Consider the following 13,571-nt stretch of genomic DNA (forward strand, 5'->3'; position numbering starts at 1 on the left):
CCAGGTGGGCATCAGGCTGGTGGCTCGAGGCCCGTGATCGCGTCATGTTCCCAGACGCGGGCTGGTCAGATGACAGGAGGTCGGCCCAGCCGGGTCAACCGCCAGACCGTTCGCCATCTCATCGGGCGGCGGGGTCCGCAGGGAGTGGTCCACCCCTCCCGGAAACCGCCGAACCAGGCCTTGAGCGCCGGTGCCGACGGCCTGCGTACGAGCGTCAACAGGAGCCAGACGCCCAGGTAGACCGGGACCAGCGGGGCGGGCAGGTTGCGGCGGGCGAGCCACACCCGGTTACGAGCCACCATACGGTGGTAGACCGCGTGCCGGGAGGGGGCAGTTGTCGGGTGCAGCAGCACCATGTCCGACCGGTAGTCGATCAGCCACCCTGCGTCGAGCGCCCGCCAGGCCAGATCGGTCTCCTCGTGCGCGTAGAAGAACTCCCCCGGCAGCGATCCGACCTGCTCGAACACCGTCGTGCGGACGGCGTTGGCGCCGCCCAGGAAGGTGGTCACGCGCGAAGAGCGCATCGGGTCGGAGGCGCGCAGTCGCGGCACGTGCCGGCGCTGGGTCACACCGGTCTCCGGATCGGCGATCCGGAAGCTGATGATCCCGAGCGCGGGGTCCTCGGCGAAGGCCTGCCGGCACAGCTCGGCGGTGTCGGTGCGCTCCAGCAGACCGTCGTCGTCCAGGAAGAGCAGCACGTCCACGTCGCTGCCGCCGGGGCCGAAGGCCTCGATGCCGACGTTGCGCCCGCCCGGGATGCCCAGGTTCTCGGGCAGGTCGATGCTGCGGACGCCCTCGGGCAGGCCGGTGACCTGCACGCCCTGGCCCACGACGACCACGTCGACGGGGGCTCCGTCCTGGCGGGCCACCGAGTCGAGGAGCGCCTTGAGCTCGTCGGGCCGGTTGCCCATGGTGATGATCACGGCGCCCAGCCGCAGCGGGGCACTCACTTGAGCCTGCTGGAGGCGAGGATGGACACCAGGTGCAGCACCGTCTGGAGCATCGCGATGGCGGCCAGCACGGCGACCCCGACCCGGGACCAGTACAGGTCGCCCTGCATCTGGTCCACGACGGCCAGCACCAGGATGAGCAGCGAGGCCTCGATACCGAGGATCAGGCGGTGGAACTTGAGCGCGGCGGCTGCCCGGCGGGCGAGCGCCATGCCCTTCGCGCGCGGCTCGGCGGCCGCGTCCTTGACCACGGGCTTCCCGGCCTGGTGGCGGGCGACGCCGACCAGGTCGGTCTCGGCCTTGATCAGGATGGCGCCGAGGGCGGCCAGGGTGCCCAGGAAGGCCCACAGCCAGTCGGCGCCGCCGGGGCCCCACAGGTCGGCGGCACGCAGGCCGAAGCCGACCAGGACCGCGGCGTCGCACAGGTAGGCGCCGACCCGGTCCAGGTACACGCCGGAGAGCGAGAACTGCTTCTTCCAGCGGGCGACCTCGCCGTCGACGCAGTCGAGCAGCAGGTACATCTGGACCGCGATCACGCCGAGGACGGCGCCCCAGATGCCCGGCACCAGCAGGGCCGGGAGGGCGAGGACGCCGGCCAGGGTCATCAGGTAGGTCAGCTGGTTCGGCGTGACCTTGGTGGTGACGAGGAAGCGGGTGATGCGCAGGGAGATCTCGCGCATGTAGAGGCGCCCGCCCCAGTGCTCGCCGCTGACCCGGTCCTTGACGCCCGCAGGGTGGACGACGGGCCTCAGTTCAGCTACGGATGGTCTTGACATAGTCGGCGTAAGCGTCCCTGATCTCGGCGGCGGACAGGTTGAGGTGCTCCAGGATCGTGAAGCGTCCCGGGCGGGTCTGGGGGGCGTACTCGACGGCCGCGACGAACTCGTCGACGCTGAAGCCGATCTCCTCGGGCCCGACCGGCAGGCCGTGCCGGCGCAGCACCTCGACGAAGAGGCCGGACTGCTCGGCGGCCCCGCGCAGGTGCATCGCGAAGGCGGCGCCGATGCCGACCTGCTCGCCGTGGAGCGCGGAGCGTCCCGGGTGGAGCAGGTCGAAGGCGTGGCTGATCTCGTGGCAGGCGCCGGACGACGGGCGGGAGTCCCCGCTGATCGACATGGCGATGCCGGAGAGCACCAGCGCCTCGGAGAGCACGGTGAGGAACTCGTCGTCGCCGCATCCGCCGGGGTGTCGCAGCACGGACTCGCCGGCGGTACGGGCCATGGCGGCGGCCAGGCCGTCGATGGGCTCACCGTTGATCTTGTGCGAGAGCTCCCAGTCGGCGATCGCCGAGATGTTGGAGATCGCGTCACCGATGCCGGCGCGGATGAACCGGACCGGGGCTTCCTTGATCACGTCGAGGTCGATCACCATGGCGATCGGCGTCGGCACACCGTAGGAGCCGCGGCCGTTGTCGTTGTCCAGGATGGACACCGGCGAGCAGATGCCGTCGTGCGAGAGGTTGGTGGCGACGGCCACCATGGGCAGCCCGACCCGCGCCGCGGCGTACTTGGCCACGTCGATGATCTTGCCGCCGCCCAGGCCCACGACGGCGTCGTAGCGGCGGCCCTTTATGTCGTCGGCCAGCTTGACCGCGGAGTCGATGGTGCCGTCGACGACCGCGTACCAGTCGGCGTGCGGCAGCACGGGCTCCAGCTTGGCGCGCAGCGCCACGCCGGAGCCGCCGCTGATCGCGATGGCGAGCTTGCCGGAGGCGGAGATCCGCTGGTCGGCCAGGAGGCCGGCCAGGTCGTCCATCGCCCCGCGACTGATGTCGACGACGACGGGCGAGGGGATGAGCCTCGTCAGTACTGGCATGCGATCGTCCGGCCCTTGGCGAGGTCGTCGTGGTTGTCGATCTCGACCCACTTCACGTCGCCGATGGGGGCCACGTCGATGGTGAAGCCGTCGTTGACGAGCTGCTGGTAGCCGTCCTCGTAGTAGAGGTCGGGGTCCCGCTCGAAGGTGGTCTTCAGGGCCTCGGCCAGCTGCTCGGCGGCCTCGGGCTCGATGAGGGTGACACCGATGTACTCGCCGGTGGCGTCGGCGGGGTCCATCAGCTTGGTGATCTTCTGGACGCCCTTCCCCTCGGCGGTGACGACCTTCATCTCCTCGTCGGCCAGGTTCTTGACCGTGTCGAGGGCGAGGATGATCTTCTGGCCGTTGCCGCGGGCGGCGAGCAGGGTGCGCTCGACCGAGACCGGGTGGACGGTGTCGCCGTTGGCGAGGATCACGCCCTGCTTGAGGACGTCACGCGCGCACCACAGGGAGTAGGCGTTGTTCCACTCCTCGGCCTTGTCGTTGTCGATCAGCGTGATCTTGACGCCGTACTTGGCCTCCAGGGCCTCGCGGCGGGCGTACACGGCTTCCTTGCGGTAGCCGACGACGATCGCGACCTCGGTGAGGCCGACCTCGGCGAAGTTGCCCAGGGTCAGGTCGAGAACCGTCAGGCTCTCCTCGTCACCCTCGGGGCCGACCGGCACGAGCGCCTTGGGCAGGGTGTCGGTGTAGGGACGCAGACGGCGTCCGGCACCGGCAGCGAGTACAAGGCCGATCATGCTGGTTCTCCTTCGTCATGTACGGCGGGTGCTCCGGAGGAGACCCAGAACCGGATGCTCTCCACGAGCACCACGAGTGCCACGAACACGGCCACGGCCGTGAGCGCGACGGGGAAGTCCGCTTCGCGCGATACGAGGACGGCCGCCAGGGCCGTGATCAGCAGGACCCGGCCTTCGTGGCCGCCGATCGTCCGCACCAGCCAGTGCGGGGGCGCGCCGGTGCCGCCGCGGATGCGGTACACCGTGTCGTAGTGATGGTAGGCGACCGCCGCGATCAGGCCGAATGCCGCCGGGAGGGCCCCGGGGACGTCCGCCTTCATCGCGAGGATCAGCACGGTGGTGTACTCGGCGGCCCGGAACAGCGGCGGGATCAGCCAGTCCAGGGCGCCCTTGAGGGGCGCGGCGACGGCGAGGCCGGCCGCCATGACGTAGATCACCGCGACGGCGATCAGCCGCGGGTCGCCGAAGGGCAGGAGCACGGCGCCCGCGATCATCACCAGCGCGCCGAGGGCCGCCACGTACACGGAGCCGAAGGACCCGGCGCGGCCGTGCAGCAGGCGGGCCTGGAGCTCGGCGAGCGGGCCGGAGTCGGCAAGGTCGGCCAGCGCCTGGGCGGCCCGGTCGGTGCGGGTCGCCTTGCGCGTCAGGGAGCGCAGGACGCGGCCGGCGGTGGTGTAGAGCGCGCCGAAGGCGCAGCCGATCAGCAGGGCGTAGAAGACGATCCGGGGGGTGGTGAAGGCGGTCAGGACCGCGATCATCGCCCAGCGCTCACCGATCGGGAGGATGATCATCCGGCGGACCCACACGGTCCAGCCGACGCTGTCGAGCCGGCCGGAGAGGGCGGCCGTGGGACTCGTGTTGGCGGTGGCGTCGTGGTTGGCCTCGTTGAAGGAGAAGTCCACGACGTGCCGGCAGGTCATGAGGATCATGGAGCCGACGGCCAGGGCCCAGACGTCGTCGCCGTTCCTGGCCGCGCCGAGCGCGAGGCCCGCGTAGAAGGCGTACTCCTTCGCGCGGTCGAAGGTGGCGTCGAGCCAGGCGCCCATCGTCGAGTACTGGAGCGAGTAGCGGGCGAGCTGCCCGTCGGTGCAGTCCAGCACGAAGGAGACGAGGAGCAGCACCCCGGCCGCCACGTAGCCCCAGCGCTCGCCCGTGGCCGCGCAGCCGGCCGCGATGAGCGCGGTGATCAGCGAGGCGGTGGTGACCTGGTTCGGGGTCAGGCCGCGGCGCGCGCACCAGCGGGCGATGTAGCGCGAGTAGGGACTGATGCAGAAGGTGGTGAAGAAGCCGTCGCGGGACTTCACGGCGGTCCGCAGGCGTACGGCCTCGTCGTCCACGGCGGCGACGGCGGCGGTCGCCGCGTCGCGCTCGGCGGGGCCGGCGGGGACCGCGGCGACGAGCGTGCCCAGTTCGGGGCGCTGGACGGTGGTCCCGGCGGCCTCGACGGCGGCGGCGAGCCGGTCCGCGTACGGGCCGGCCCCGCCGGTGCCCGCGGCGGCCTCGGCGGCGGCCTTGTCGAGGGCCCCGCGGGCTCCGGCCTGGACGGCGAGGGCACCGGTGACGGCGCAGGCGTCGAAGCGCGGGTCGGTCAGCGCGAGGCGCAGCGCGTGCACGTGCCCGACGAAGGCACTGTCCACGACGGCCACCCGCTGGTCGGCGGGTACGCCCGCCAGTGCGGCGGCGGCGTCCTTGGGACCGGCGGCCGGGCGGACGTCGAAGCCGAGGGAGCGCAGCTCGTCCGCGAGCGGTGATCCGGGGACCGGCAGGCCGGTGAGGATGACGGTCGGCAGACGAACTCACTCCTTGTAACGGATTCCGAACGCGCGCCCTTATGGGGCGGCGGCACGTCGGCAGAGGCTATCGGATGAATGGAAGCAGGGGTTCACCACCCGTTTACGCCCTGATAAGCCGAACATTCGGGCCCCGGGCCGGGTTCCGATCATCATTGACGATCACGGCGCGGTACCACAAACGGCCCTGATGTTACGGTGGACACGCCCCTGAACGTGTCGAGTGGAAAGAGGTGGGTTGATGACCGTCGTAGTGGTCGCGGCCATGCGCAGCGAACTCCGGTGCATCTCCCCTTCCTTCCGGGCATCCGGCCGGGCCTGATCACACAGCTGGGCCTCGTCGGCCGGAGCCCCCGTTCCAAGGGTTCACGTTGACCGACAGCAATTCCTTCGACGACTCCTCCGATCCCGAGGGCGTCGACGCTTTCACGCACGCCTTCTTCGCCCTGCACCACGGCCTGCCCCGGCAGGCTCCGGGCTCCGACGCGAGCACCCGCCACCTGTTGTCCCTGTGCGGACCGCTGCGCGAGCGGCCGCGCGTCCTCGACCTGGGCTGCGGCCCGGGCCGCAGCGCGCTGCTGCTCGCCGCCGAGGCGGGCGCGGCGGGCACGGGCGCCGAGGTGACCGCCGTCGACCTGCACGCCCCCTTCCTCGACGAGCTCCGTACGGCCGCCGCGGCCCGCGGGCTCGCCGACCGCGTCCGCACGGTCGAGGCGGACATGGGCGCACTGACCGGCGAGGACTTCGAGGACGGCTCCTTCGACCTCGTCTGGGCGGAGGGCTCCGCCTACCTCCTCGGCTTCGACGCCGCGCTCGCGCGGTGGAAGCGGCTGCTCGCCCCGGGCGGCACCCTGGTCCTGACCGAGTGCCAGTGGTCGGTCCCCGATCCGTCCGCGGGCGCCCGCGCCTTCTGGGACCCGCACTGCGCGCTGCGCACCACCGCCGGCAACCTCGCGGCCGCCCAGGCCGCCGGGTACCAGGTGCTCGGCGTGCACGAGCTGCCCGACTCGGACTGGGCCGAGTACTACGGCCCGCTCGCCGAGCGGGTCCGTGCCCTGTCCGGAGCCGGCGGCCCGGCGATGGCGCGGGCCCTGGCCGCGACGCACGAGGAGCTCGACGTACGGGCCCGCCACGGGCACGAGTACGGGTACACGGGCTACGTCCTGCGCCCGGTGAGCGCCGGGGACGGCGACGCCTGGCCCGCCCGGCCGGAGGCCGCGGCCGACGCGGCCGCCGTCCGGGAGATCAACCTGGCGGCCTTCGGGACTCCGCTGGAGGCCGACCTCGTGGACGCGCTGCGCGCCGACGGCTCATGGCTGCCCGGGCTGTCGTACGTGGCCGAGGCCCCGGACGGGTCGGTGGCGGCGCACGCCCTGCTGACCCGGTGCGAGGTCGACGGCGCCCCGGCGCTCGCGCTCGCCCCGGTGGCGGCCGATCCCGCGCTGCAGCGCTCGGGCGCGGGCAGCTCGGTCGTACGGGCCCTGCTCGCGGCGGCCCGGGAGCGCGGGGAGTCACTGGTCCTCGTCCTGGGACACCCGGAGTACTATCCGCGCTTCGGTTTCGTCCCGGCGTCGCACTTCGGGATCCGGGCCCCCTTCGAGGTCCCCGACGAAGCCACGATGGCCCTGGTGCTGGATGATTCCCGTCCGGTGCCGACGGGAACGATCAGGTATCCGGCCCCGTTCGGAGTCTGACGCGCACACGAGGCCATGCGAGTGACACGTGAGTGACACGTGAGGTGATCCGCCCCTCGTCTCCTAGCACGCGACGGGGGGCGGACATACGTGGATCTCCGAAGTGGGGACAAGCCTCTTTTGTACGGCAGACTGAAGGCCGAAGTCCGAAGCGAAGGATGGGTATGCCGACCACACCAGCCACCGCCGCGAACAGCGCGTCCAACGGCACCGGTACTCAAGAACCGATCATGCTCGAACTGGTCGACGAGGCCGGCAACACCATCGGCACGGCGGAGAAGCTCTCCGCCCATCAGGCGCCCGGGCAGTTGCACCGGGCGTTCTCCGTGTTCCTCTTCGACGAGCAGGGCCGTCTGCTGCTCCAGCAGCGGGCCCTCGGGAAGTACCACTCCCCCGGCGTCTGGTCGAACACCTGTTGCGGTCACCCCTATCCCGGGGAGTCGCCGTTCGCGGCCGCGGCCCGGCGGACCCATGAGGAGCTGGGCCTGTCGCCCTCGCTGCTCGCGCAGGCGGGGACGGTGCGCTACAACCACCCGGACCCCGCGTCGGGTCTGGTGGAGCAGGAGTTCAATCACCTGTTCGTGGGACTCGCGCAGACTGTCGTGCGGCCGGATCCGGAGGAGGTCGAGGACACCGCCTTCGTCACCGCCGAGGAACTGGCGAAGCGGCACGCCGCAGTGCCGTTCTCGGCCTGGTTCATGACCGTGCTGGACGCGGCGCGGCCCGCGATCCGCGAGCTGACCGGCGACGCGGCGGGCTGGTAGCCCGTACGCCGTCCCGCCCTCCGGCCGAGCGCCGCCTCGCCGCTCACCGCCTCGCCGGCCGCCGCCTCGCCGGCCGCCGCTCAGCCGGCGGTCGGCGGGGCGGTGAGCGGCAGGGCCGCCCAGATCACCTTGCCGCCGGTCGAGGTGTGCTCGACGTCGCAGACCCCGCCGGCCTCCAGGGTGATCTCCCGGACCAGGAGGAGGCCCCGGCCGCCGGTCTGGCCGAAGTCGGCTTCGAGCGCCTTGGGGCGGTAGGGGTGGTTGTCCTCGACGGCCACCCGCACCCACTCACGGCCGATCGCGACCTCGACCGCGACCTCCGGCGAGAGCAGAGCGGCGTGCCGGACCGAGTTCGTCACCAGCTCGGAGACGATCAGGAGCAGGGAGTACACGAGGTCCTGATGGGCCGGCACCCCCTGGCGCCCGAGCAGGTCCCGGACCGCACGGCGGGCCTGCGGAACGGATTCTTCAACCGCGGGCGCGGTGAACCTCCACACACCCTCGTAGGCGAGGGGGTCAGCCGGAGCCTCTGCCTCACCCGCCTTGGCCTGCGGGACACTCCCGCTGACGTCCATGTTCCGTCCCCCGTCTTCGCGCTCGATCGTCTCCACGCGACAAGAGTGGGGAACGGGCTGGTCCGGACCGGACTGCTGACCATAAGTCAGCGCCTATCGGACACATTCTGACCACTGGCGTATGACAGAGTCAGTTGTTCGACTATTCCTGATCTTCTGCCGGACGCTTCCCGGCCGCCTCGCCCGGCCCGTTTCCCGCGGCCGCCGCCGCCGGAGCCTCGTCCTCCCTGACCAGCCCCCGGATGCGGCGGGAGCCCATGGACGTGCCACCCTCGCACCCCCGCGGGACTCCCTTGATCACAGGTATGACCGCCCGGGATAGCATCCGGCGCATGGACGCAGCCATGGACGCAACCCTCCTGCACACGGTCGCCGACGGGGTGGCCACGATCGTCATCTCGCACCCCGCCAAGCGCAACGCCATGACCGCCGCCATGTGGCGCAGGCTCCCGGAGCTGGTGGCGGGCCTGGCGGCCGACCCGGCGGTACGGGTGCTCGTGCTGACCGGGGCCGGGCCGACCTTCTGCGCGGGCGCCGACATCTCCTCGCTGACCGGGGACGCGGCGGACTCTGGGGAGTCCGGGGCCGCGGACCCGCGGGCCCTGGCCGTGGCCGCCGAGGAGGCCCTGGCCGCCTTCCCCAAGCCCACGCTCGCGGCGATCCGCGGCTTCTGCGTGGGTGGCGGCAGCCAGCTCGCGGCCGCCTGCGATCTGCGCTTCGCCGAGGAGGGGGCCTCCTTCGGGGTGACCCCCGCCAGGCTCGGCATCGTCTACGCGGCGTCCTCGACCCGCAGGCTCGCGTCCCTGGTCGGCCCGGCCTGGGCCAAGTACCTCCTCTTCTCCGCGGAGCTGATCGGCGCGGAGACGGCGCTGCGCGCGGGCTTCCTGAACGAGCTGCTGCCGGCCGGCCAGCTGGACAAGCGCGTCGCGGAGTTCACCCGGATCCTGGCCTCGCGCTCGCAGCTGACGCAGGCGGCGGCCAAGGAGTTCGCGGACGGCCGGACCGACCGGGACGCGTACTGGGAGGACCAGGCCGCCGGGAGCGAGGACACCGCGGAGGGGGTCGCCGCGTTCCTGGAGCGCCGGGCTCCGCGCTTCACGTGGACTCCGGCTCCGTGACGGCCGGCGTCAGCCGGGGGTGACGTTCCCCCGCAGCATCTCGACGAGAGCGGCCGGGGCCTTGTCCGGCGAGCCCGAGTCGTAGGGCGGCTGGGGGTCGTACTCGGTCATCAGCTGCACGGCCTGGGCGAAGTCGTCGCCGGCGATCCGCCCGAGCAGGGTGAGCCCCATGTCGATCCCGGAGGACACCCCTGCGGCGGTGACGTACTTCCCGTCGAACACCACGCGCTCACCGGTGGGCTCGGCCCCGTGCTTCGGGAGCTGCTCCAGGTACAGCCAGTGGCTGGTGGCCCGCCGGCCGTCGAGCAGCCCGGCGGCGGCCAGCAGCAGGGATCCGGTGCACACCGAGGTGGTCCAGGTGGTGGTGGCGTCGACCGTGCGCAGCCAGTCCAGGACCACAGGATTGGCCATCTCCCGCTCGGGATGCGGCCCGCCGGGCACGATGACGATGTCGGGCCGGGTGACCTCGTCGAGCCCCTTGTCGGCGACGAGCGCGAGCGCCCCGCTGTCGGTCCGTACGGGTCCCGGCCGCTCGGAGACGAAGACGACCTCGGCGTCGGGCAGCCGGCCGAGGGTGTCGAACGGCCCGATGGCGTCGAGGGCGGTGAAGTGGTCGTAGAGAAGTACAGCGATCTGCATGGCTCCTCCGGAGCGATGGTCGGAACAGGACTCCGCCCCGGTGGGGCGGCTCTTGCTTCCCGGAGCGCCGCCGGCCCTCAGGGGCGGGAGGTGCCGAACCGGCGGCGGTACTCGGCGGGCGGCTGGCCGAGGGTGCGTACGAAGGCCCGGCGCAGCGCCTCCGGGTTCCCGTACCCGCAGGCCCGGGCGATCTGTGCGATCCCTTCCCCGCTCTCCTCCAGCAGCCGCCGCGCGTGGTCCACCCGGACCCGTTCGACGTACCGGCCTGGCGTGACGCCGGTCTCCGCCCGGAAGGCCCGTGCGAAGTGCCGCGGCGAGAGCCGGGCCCGGGCGGCGAGGTGCTCGACGCCCAGCTGCTCCCCCGGGTGCTCGGCGATCCACTGCTGCACGTCCCGCAGCGGGTCCCGGCGGGCCGTCTGGGCGGCCAGTTGCGCGCTGAACTGTGCCTGGTTTCCGGGCCTGCGCAGGAACACCACCAGGTGCCGGGCGATCGTCAGGGCGACGTCCTGGCCGTGGTCCTCCTCCACCAGCGCCAGGGCGAGGTCGATCCCCGCCGTGACCCCGGCCGAGGTGGCCACCGGTCCGTCCCGTACGTAGATCGGGTCCGGCTCGACGGCGACGGCCGGGTAGTCCCGCGCCATCCGCTCGCAGGCGTACCAGTGCGTCGTCGCCCGCCGCCCGTCCAGGAGTCCCGCCTCGGCCAGCAGCAGTCCTCCCGTGCACACGGAGACCAGCCGCTCCGCGCCACCCCCGTGGGTACGGAGCCAGTCGGTGAGCCTGGGCTCGAAGTCCCCCGAGAACTGCCCCCCGGGCACCAGGACCGTGGTCCCGGGCCCCGGCCGGGCGCTCGCCAGCTCCCCGTCCGGCACCAGCGTCAGCCCGCTGCTGGTGCGGACGGGCTCTCCTGCGGGAGAAACCGTCCGGATCGCGTACCCGGCCCGCCCCGGGAAGCGGGCGAGCGCGGCGAACACCTCCACCGGCCCGGTCACGTCCAGGCTCTGGACCCCGTCGTAGAGGAGGACGAGGACGTTGCGCGGCGATGACCACATGGCTTCATGGTGTTCCGCCCCCGCGATGGCCGCAATGACGCGCTTCCCACCTATCCGGCCATGCCGGGTGCGGTCCGGGCGCGGATAGGATCGGCACATCATGACTGCAACCCTCGTCGCCAAGAAGCTCACCGCCGCGCACGGTGAGCGCACCCTCTTCGCCGATCTCGACCTCGTCGTCGCCCCCGGCGACGTCATCGGCCTCGTCGGCGTGAACGGCGCCGGGAAGTCCACCCTGCTGCGGCTGCTCGCCGGGCTGGACACCCCCGAGACCGGGGAGCTGCGGCTCTCCCCGCCCGGCGCCGCCGTCGGCCACCTCCCGCAGGAGCCGGAGCGCCGGCCCGAGGAGTCGGTCCGGGAGTTCCTGGCCCGCCGTACGGGCGTGGCGGCCGCGCAGGCCGAGCTCGACGCGGCGACGCAGGGGCTGGTGGACGGAACGCCGGGCGCGGACGACGCGTACGCGACCGCGCTGGACATGTGGCTGAACCTCGGCGGCGCCGACCTCGACGAGCGGGCCCAGGAGGTCGCCGACGAGCTCGGCCTGGCCGTCGGTCTCGACCTGCCCATGACGGCGCTCTCCGGTGGTCAGGCGGCCCGCGCGGGCCTCGCCTCGCTCCTCCTCTCCCGCTACGACGTCTTCCTGCTCGACGAACCCACCAACGACCTGGACCTGGACGGTCTGGAGCGGCTGGAGCGGTTCGTCAAGGGGCTGCGGGCCGGCACGGTCGTGATCAGCCACGACCGCGAGTTCCTGACCCGGACGGTCACCAAGGTCCTCGAACTCGATCTCGCCCAGCAGCAGATCAACCTCTACGGCGGCGGCTACGACTCCTACCTGGAGGAGCGCGAGCGCGCCCGCAACCACGCCCGCGAGGAGTTCGAGGAGTACGCGGGCAAGAAGTCGGCCCTCGAAGGCCGGGCCCAGATGCAGCGCAACTGGATGGACAAGGGCGTGCGCAACGCCCGCCGCAAGGCTTCCGACAACGACAAGATCGGCAAGAACCTGCGGGGCGAGTCGAGCGAGAAGCAGGCCGCCAAGGCCCGCCAGACGGCGCGGGCGATCGAGCGGCTGGAGGTCGTCGACGAGCCCCGCAAGGAGTGGGAGCTGCGCATGGAGATCGCGGCGGCCCCGCGCTCCGGCGCGGTGGTGGCCACCCTGCGCGAGGCCTCGGTCAAGCGCGGGGACTTCTCCCTCGGCCCGGCCAGTCTGCAGATCGACTGGGCGGACCGGGTGGCGATCACCGGGGCCAACGGCGCCGGCAAGTCCACCCTGCTCGCCGTCCTGCTGGGCCGGCTGGCCCCGGACTCCGGCTCCGCCACCCTCGGATCCGGCGTCCTGGTCGGCGAGGTGGACCAGGCCCGCGGCCTGTTCCTCGGCGACGAACCGCTGCTCGAAGCCTTCTGCGCGGCGGTCCCCGAGACCGAGCCGGCCGAAGTCCGCACCCTGCTGGCCAAGTTCGGCCTCAAGGCGGCCCACGTCCTGCGCCCGGCGGCCACCCTCTCCCCGGGCGAGCGCACCCGTGCGGCGCTGGCCCTGCTCCAGGGCCGCGGGGTGAACCTGCTGGTCCTGGACGAGCCGACCAACCACCTCGACCTGCCGGCGATCGAGCAGTTGGAGGCCGCCCTCGACGCCTACGAGGGCACCCTCCTGCTGGTCACGCACGACCGCCGGATGCTGGACGCGGTGCACGTGACCCGCCGGCTCCGGGTCGAGAACGGCAGGGTCGCAGAGGTCTGAGCGCCGTCCCGCAATACCCGGCGGGCAAGGGCGGTCTTGACGACTCGAGGTGCCGACCGGCTCGTGCGCTAGTAGCCTTTGTTGGTGAGAGCCGCAACCGCGGAGCACGCCCCCATGGCCGGAGTGCCGCGTCGGCAGGGATTGAAGAAGCTGACGCCTGCTGCTCCGGGACCTGAGTGGCGCCTGCGCCCTTTGTGGGGGGAAAGCGTGCTTCCGCACTTCCGGCGGCCCTGTATCCGATCCGTGCTGCGCGTTCTTCGTCTGCAGTTGCGGTTCCACCCCCTTCATACCTCGGAGAAGTGCGAGGAGGGTGGTGGAAGGAAAGGGAATTTCATGTTCGCACAGCGAGCGAAGCGCCTCTTCGTGGTCTCCGCTGCCGGTCTTCTGATGGCCGGCGGGGCCGCGCTCGGTACGGCGGGCACCGCCTCGGCGGCAGCCCCGGCCCAACACGTCGCCTACGTCGCCGGTGGCTGGGACGACGATGACGACTACGGTGGTTGGGACGACGATGACGACTACGGCTACGGCGGCTACGGCGGTCACGGCCACGGCGACTGCTGATTCGTCTCCTTCACAACAGGCCCTGGGGGGGGGGGGGGCGGGGGGGGGGGCAGGGATCCGGCGTAACGCCCCAACCCAAGCGAAGTCGCCCCACTTCGCGGCGGCGCGGACGGAGAATGCGCGTTCATTCGTATACCG

Annotated in this window: 13 protein-coding genes; 5 read left to right on the top strand and 8 right to left on the bottom strand. The window is 72.2% G+C overall.

The window, feature by feature from the left end; translation table 11 throughout:
• Positions 1–65: 65 nt before the first annotated feature.
• Genes ACZ4YL_RS00970 through ACZ4YL_RS00990 form a run of 5 tightly spaced genes read right to left on the bottom strand, consistent with a single transcriptional unit; the run spans position 66 to position 5,295 of the window.
• The gene (locus tag ACZ4YL_RS00970) at positions 66–950 is read right to left on the bottom strand and encodes a glycosyltransferase family 2 protein (protein WP_468113111.1); all 885 of its coding nucleotides are present in this window, start codon (positions 948–950) and stop codon (positions 66–68) included.
• Complete coding sequence (locus ACZ4YL_RS00975; RefSeq protein ID WP_314246496.1) at positions 947–1,726, bottom strand: CDP-alcohol phosphatidyltransferase family protein; 780 nt, start codon at positions 1,724–1,726, stop codon at positions 947–949. Before ACZ4YL_RS00975 ends, ACZ4YL_RS00970 begins: the two co-directional genes overlap by 4 nt.
• Positions 1,704–2,765: an iron-containing alcohol dehydrogenase family protein gene (locus tag ACZ4YL_RS00980; protein WP_389118585.1), complete on the bottom strand. Its 1,062-nt coding sequence runs from the start codon at positions 2,763–2,765 to the stop codon at positions 1,704–1,706. The genes ACZ4YL_RS00975 and ACZ4YL_RS00980 overlap by 23 nt, the downstream gene beginning before the upstream one ends.
• The gene (locus ACZ4YL_RS00985) at positions 2,753–3,505 is read right to left on the bottom strand and encodes a phosphocholine cytidylyltransferase family protein (RefSeq protein ID WP_468113112.1); all 753 of its coding nucleotides are present in this window, start codon (positions 3,503–3,505) and stop codon (positions 2,753–2,755) included. The genes ACZ4YL_RS00980 and ACZ4YL_RS00985 overlap by 13 nt, the downstream gene beginning before the upstream one ends.
• Positions 3,502–5,295: a DUF5941 domain-containing protein gene (locus tag ACZ4YL_RS00990; protein ID WP_468113463.1), complete on the bottom strand. Its 1,794-nt coding sequence runs from the start codon at positions 5,293–5,295 to the stop codon at positions 3,502–3,504. Before ACZ4YL_RS00990 ends, ACZ4YL_RS00985 begins: the two co-directional genes overlap by 4 nt.
• Positions 5,296–5,666: 371 nt before the next feature.
• On the opposite strand from ACZ4YL_RS00990, the gene ACZ4YL_RS00995 reads away from it, so the two are divergent.
• Positions 5,667–6,989 carry a GNAT family N-acetyltransferase gene (locus tag ACZ4YL_RS00995; protein ID WP_468113113.1) on the top strand — a complete coding sequence of 441 codons (1,323 nt, stop codon included), beginning with the start codon at positions 5,667–5,669 and terminating at the stop codon, positions 6,987–6,989.
• Between the two features lie 164 nt (positions 6,990–7,153).
• The gene (idi, locus tag ACZ4YL_RS01000; RefSeq protein WP_468113114.1) at positions 7,154–7,753 is read left to right on the top strand and encodes an isopentenyl-diphosphate Delta-isomerase; all 600 of its coding nucleotides are present in this window, start codon (positions 7,154–7,156) and stop codon (positions 7,751–7,753) included.
• Positions 7,754–7,833: 80 nt separating this feature from the next.
• Here the strand turns inward: idi and ACZ4YL_RS01005 are convergent, their stop codons facing one another.
• Positions 7,834–8,328: an ATP-binding protein gene (locus tag ACZ4YL_RS01005; protein WP_390798506.1), complete on the bottom strand. Its 495-nt coding sequence runs from the start codon at positions 8,326–8,328 to the stop codon at positions 7,834–7,836.
• Between the two features lie 344 nt (positions 8,329–8,672).
• On the opposite strand from ACZ4YL_RS01005, the gene ACZ4YL_RS01010 reads away from it, so the two are divergent.
• Positions 8,673–9,446 carry an enoyl-CoA hydratase/isomerase family protein gene (locus ACZ4YL_RS01010; RefSeq protein WP_468113464.1) on the top strand — a complete coding sequence of 258 codons (774 nt, stop codon included), beginning with the start codon at positions 8,673–8,675 and terminating at the stop codon, positions 9,444–9,446.
• Between the two features lie 9 nt (positions 9,447–9,455).
• Here ACZ4YL_RS01010 and ACZ4YL_RS01015 read toward each other — a convergent pair whose 3' ends face one another.
• Complete coding sequence (locus ACZ4YL_RS01015; protein ID WP_468113115.1) at positions 9,456–10,085, bottom strand: DJ-1/PfpI family protein; 630 nt, start codon at positions 10,083–10,085, stop codon at positions 9,456–9,458.
• Positions 10,086–10,162: 77 nt separating this feature from the next.
• The gene (locus ACZ4YL_RS01020; protein ID WP_468113116.1) at positions 10,163–11,134 is read right to left on the bottom strand and encodes a GlxA family transcriptional regulator; all 972 of its coding nucleotides are present in this window, start codon (positions 11,132–11,134) and stop codon (positions 10,163–10,165) included.
• A gap of 100 nt (positions 11,135–11,234) precedes the next feature.
• Between ACZ4YL_RS01020 and ACZ4YL_RS01025 the strand changes: the two genes are divergently transcribed.
• Both ACZ4YL_RS01025 and ACZ4YL_RS01030 read left to right on the top strand, forming a co-directional pair.
• Positions 11,235–12,872: an ABC-F family ATP-binding cassette domain-containing protein gene (locus ACZ4YL_RS01025; RefSeq protein ID WP_468113117.1), complete on the top strand. Its 1,638-nt coding sequence runs from the start codon at positions 11,235–11,237 to the stop codon at positions 12,870–12,872.
• A gap of 333 nt (positions 12,873–13,205) precedes the next feature.
• Positions 13,206–13,433, top strand: a complete 228-nt coding sequence (locus ACZ4YL_RS01030) for a hypothetical protein (RefSeq protein ID WP_468113118.1) — start codon at positions 13,206–13,208, stop codon at positions 13,431–13,433.
• Positions 13,434–13,571 lie beyond the last annotated feature (138 nt).

The sequence above is a fragment of the Streptomyces sp. NPDC030021 genome (genome assembly GCF_055574035.1).

What these genes read in the sequence shown, in the direction of transcription:
- ACZ4YL_RS01030 (WP_468113118.1), top strand. Translation starts at nt 13,206, where the DNA reads ATGTTCGCACAGCGAGCGAAGCGCCTCTTCGTGGTCTCCGCTGCCGGT.
- ACZ4YL_RS00980 (WP_389118585.1), bottom strand. Translation starts at nt 2,765, where the DNA reads ATGCCAGTACTGACGAGGCTCATCCCCTCGCCCGTCGTCGTCGACATC.
- ACZ4YL_RS01020 (WP_468113116.1), bottom strand. Translation starts at nt 11,134, where the DNA reads ATGTGGTCATCGCCGCGCAACGTCCTCGTCCTCCTCTACGACGGGGTC.
- ACZ4YL_RS01025 (WP_468113117.1), top strand. Translation starts at nt 11,235, where the DNA reads ATGACTGCAACCCTCGTCGCCAAGAAGCTCACCGCCGCGCACGGTGAG.
- ACZ4YL_RS01015 (WP_468113115.1), bottom strand. Translation starts at nt 10,085, where the DNA reads ATGCAGATCGCTGTACTTCTCTACGACCACTTCACCGCCCTCGACGCC.
- idi (WP_468113114.1), top strand. Translation starts at nt 7,154, where the DNA reads ATGCCGACCACACCAGCCACCGCCGCGAACAGCGCGTCCAACGGCACC.
- ACZ4YL_RS01005 (WP_390798506.1), bottom strand. Translation starts at nt 8,328, where the DNA reads ATGGACGTCAGCGGGAGTGTCCCGCAGGCCAAGGCGGGTGAGGCAGAG.
- ACZ4YL_RS00975 (WP_314246496.1), bottom strand. Translation starts at nt 1,726, where the DNA reads ATGTCAAGACCATCCGTAGCTGAACTGAGGCCCGTCGTCCACCCTGCG.
- ACZ4YL_RS00985 (WP_468113112.1), bottom strand. Translation starts at nt 3,505, where the DNA reads ATGATCGGCCTTGTACTCGCTGCCGGTGCCGGACGCCGTCTGCGTCCC.
- ACZ4YL_RS01010 (WP_468113464.1), top strand. Translation starts at nt 8,673, where the DNA reads ATGGACGCAACCCTCCTGCACACGGTCGCCGACGGGGTGGCCACGATC.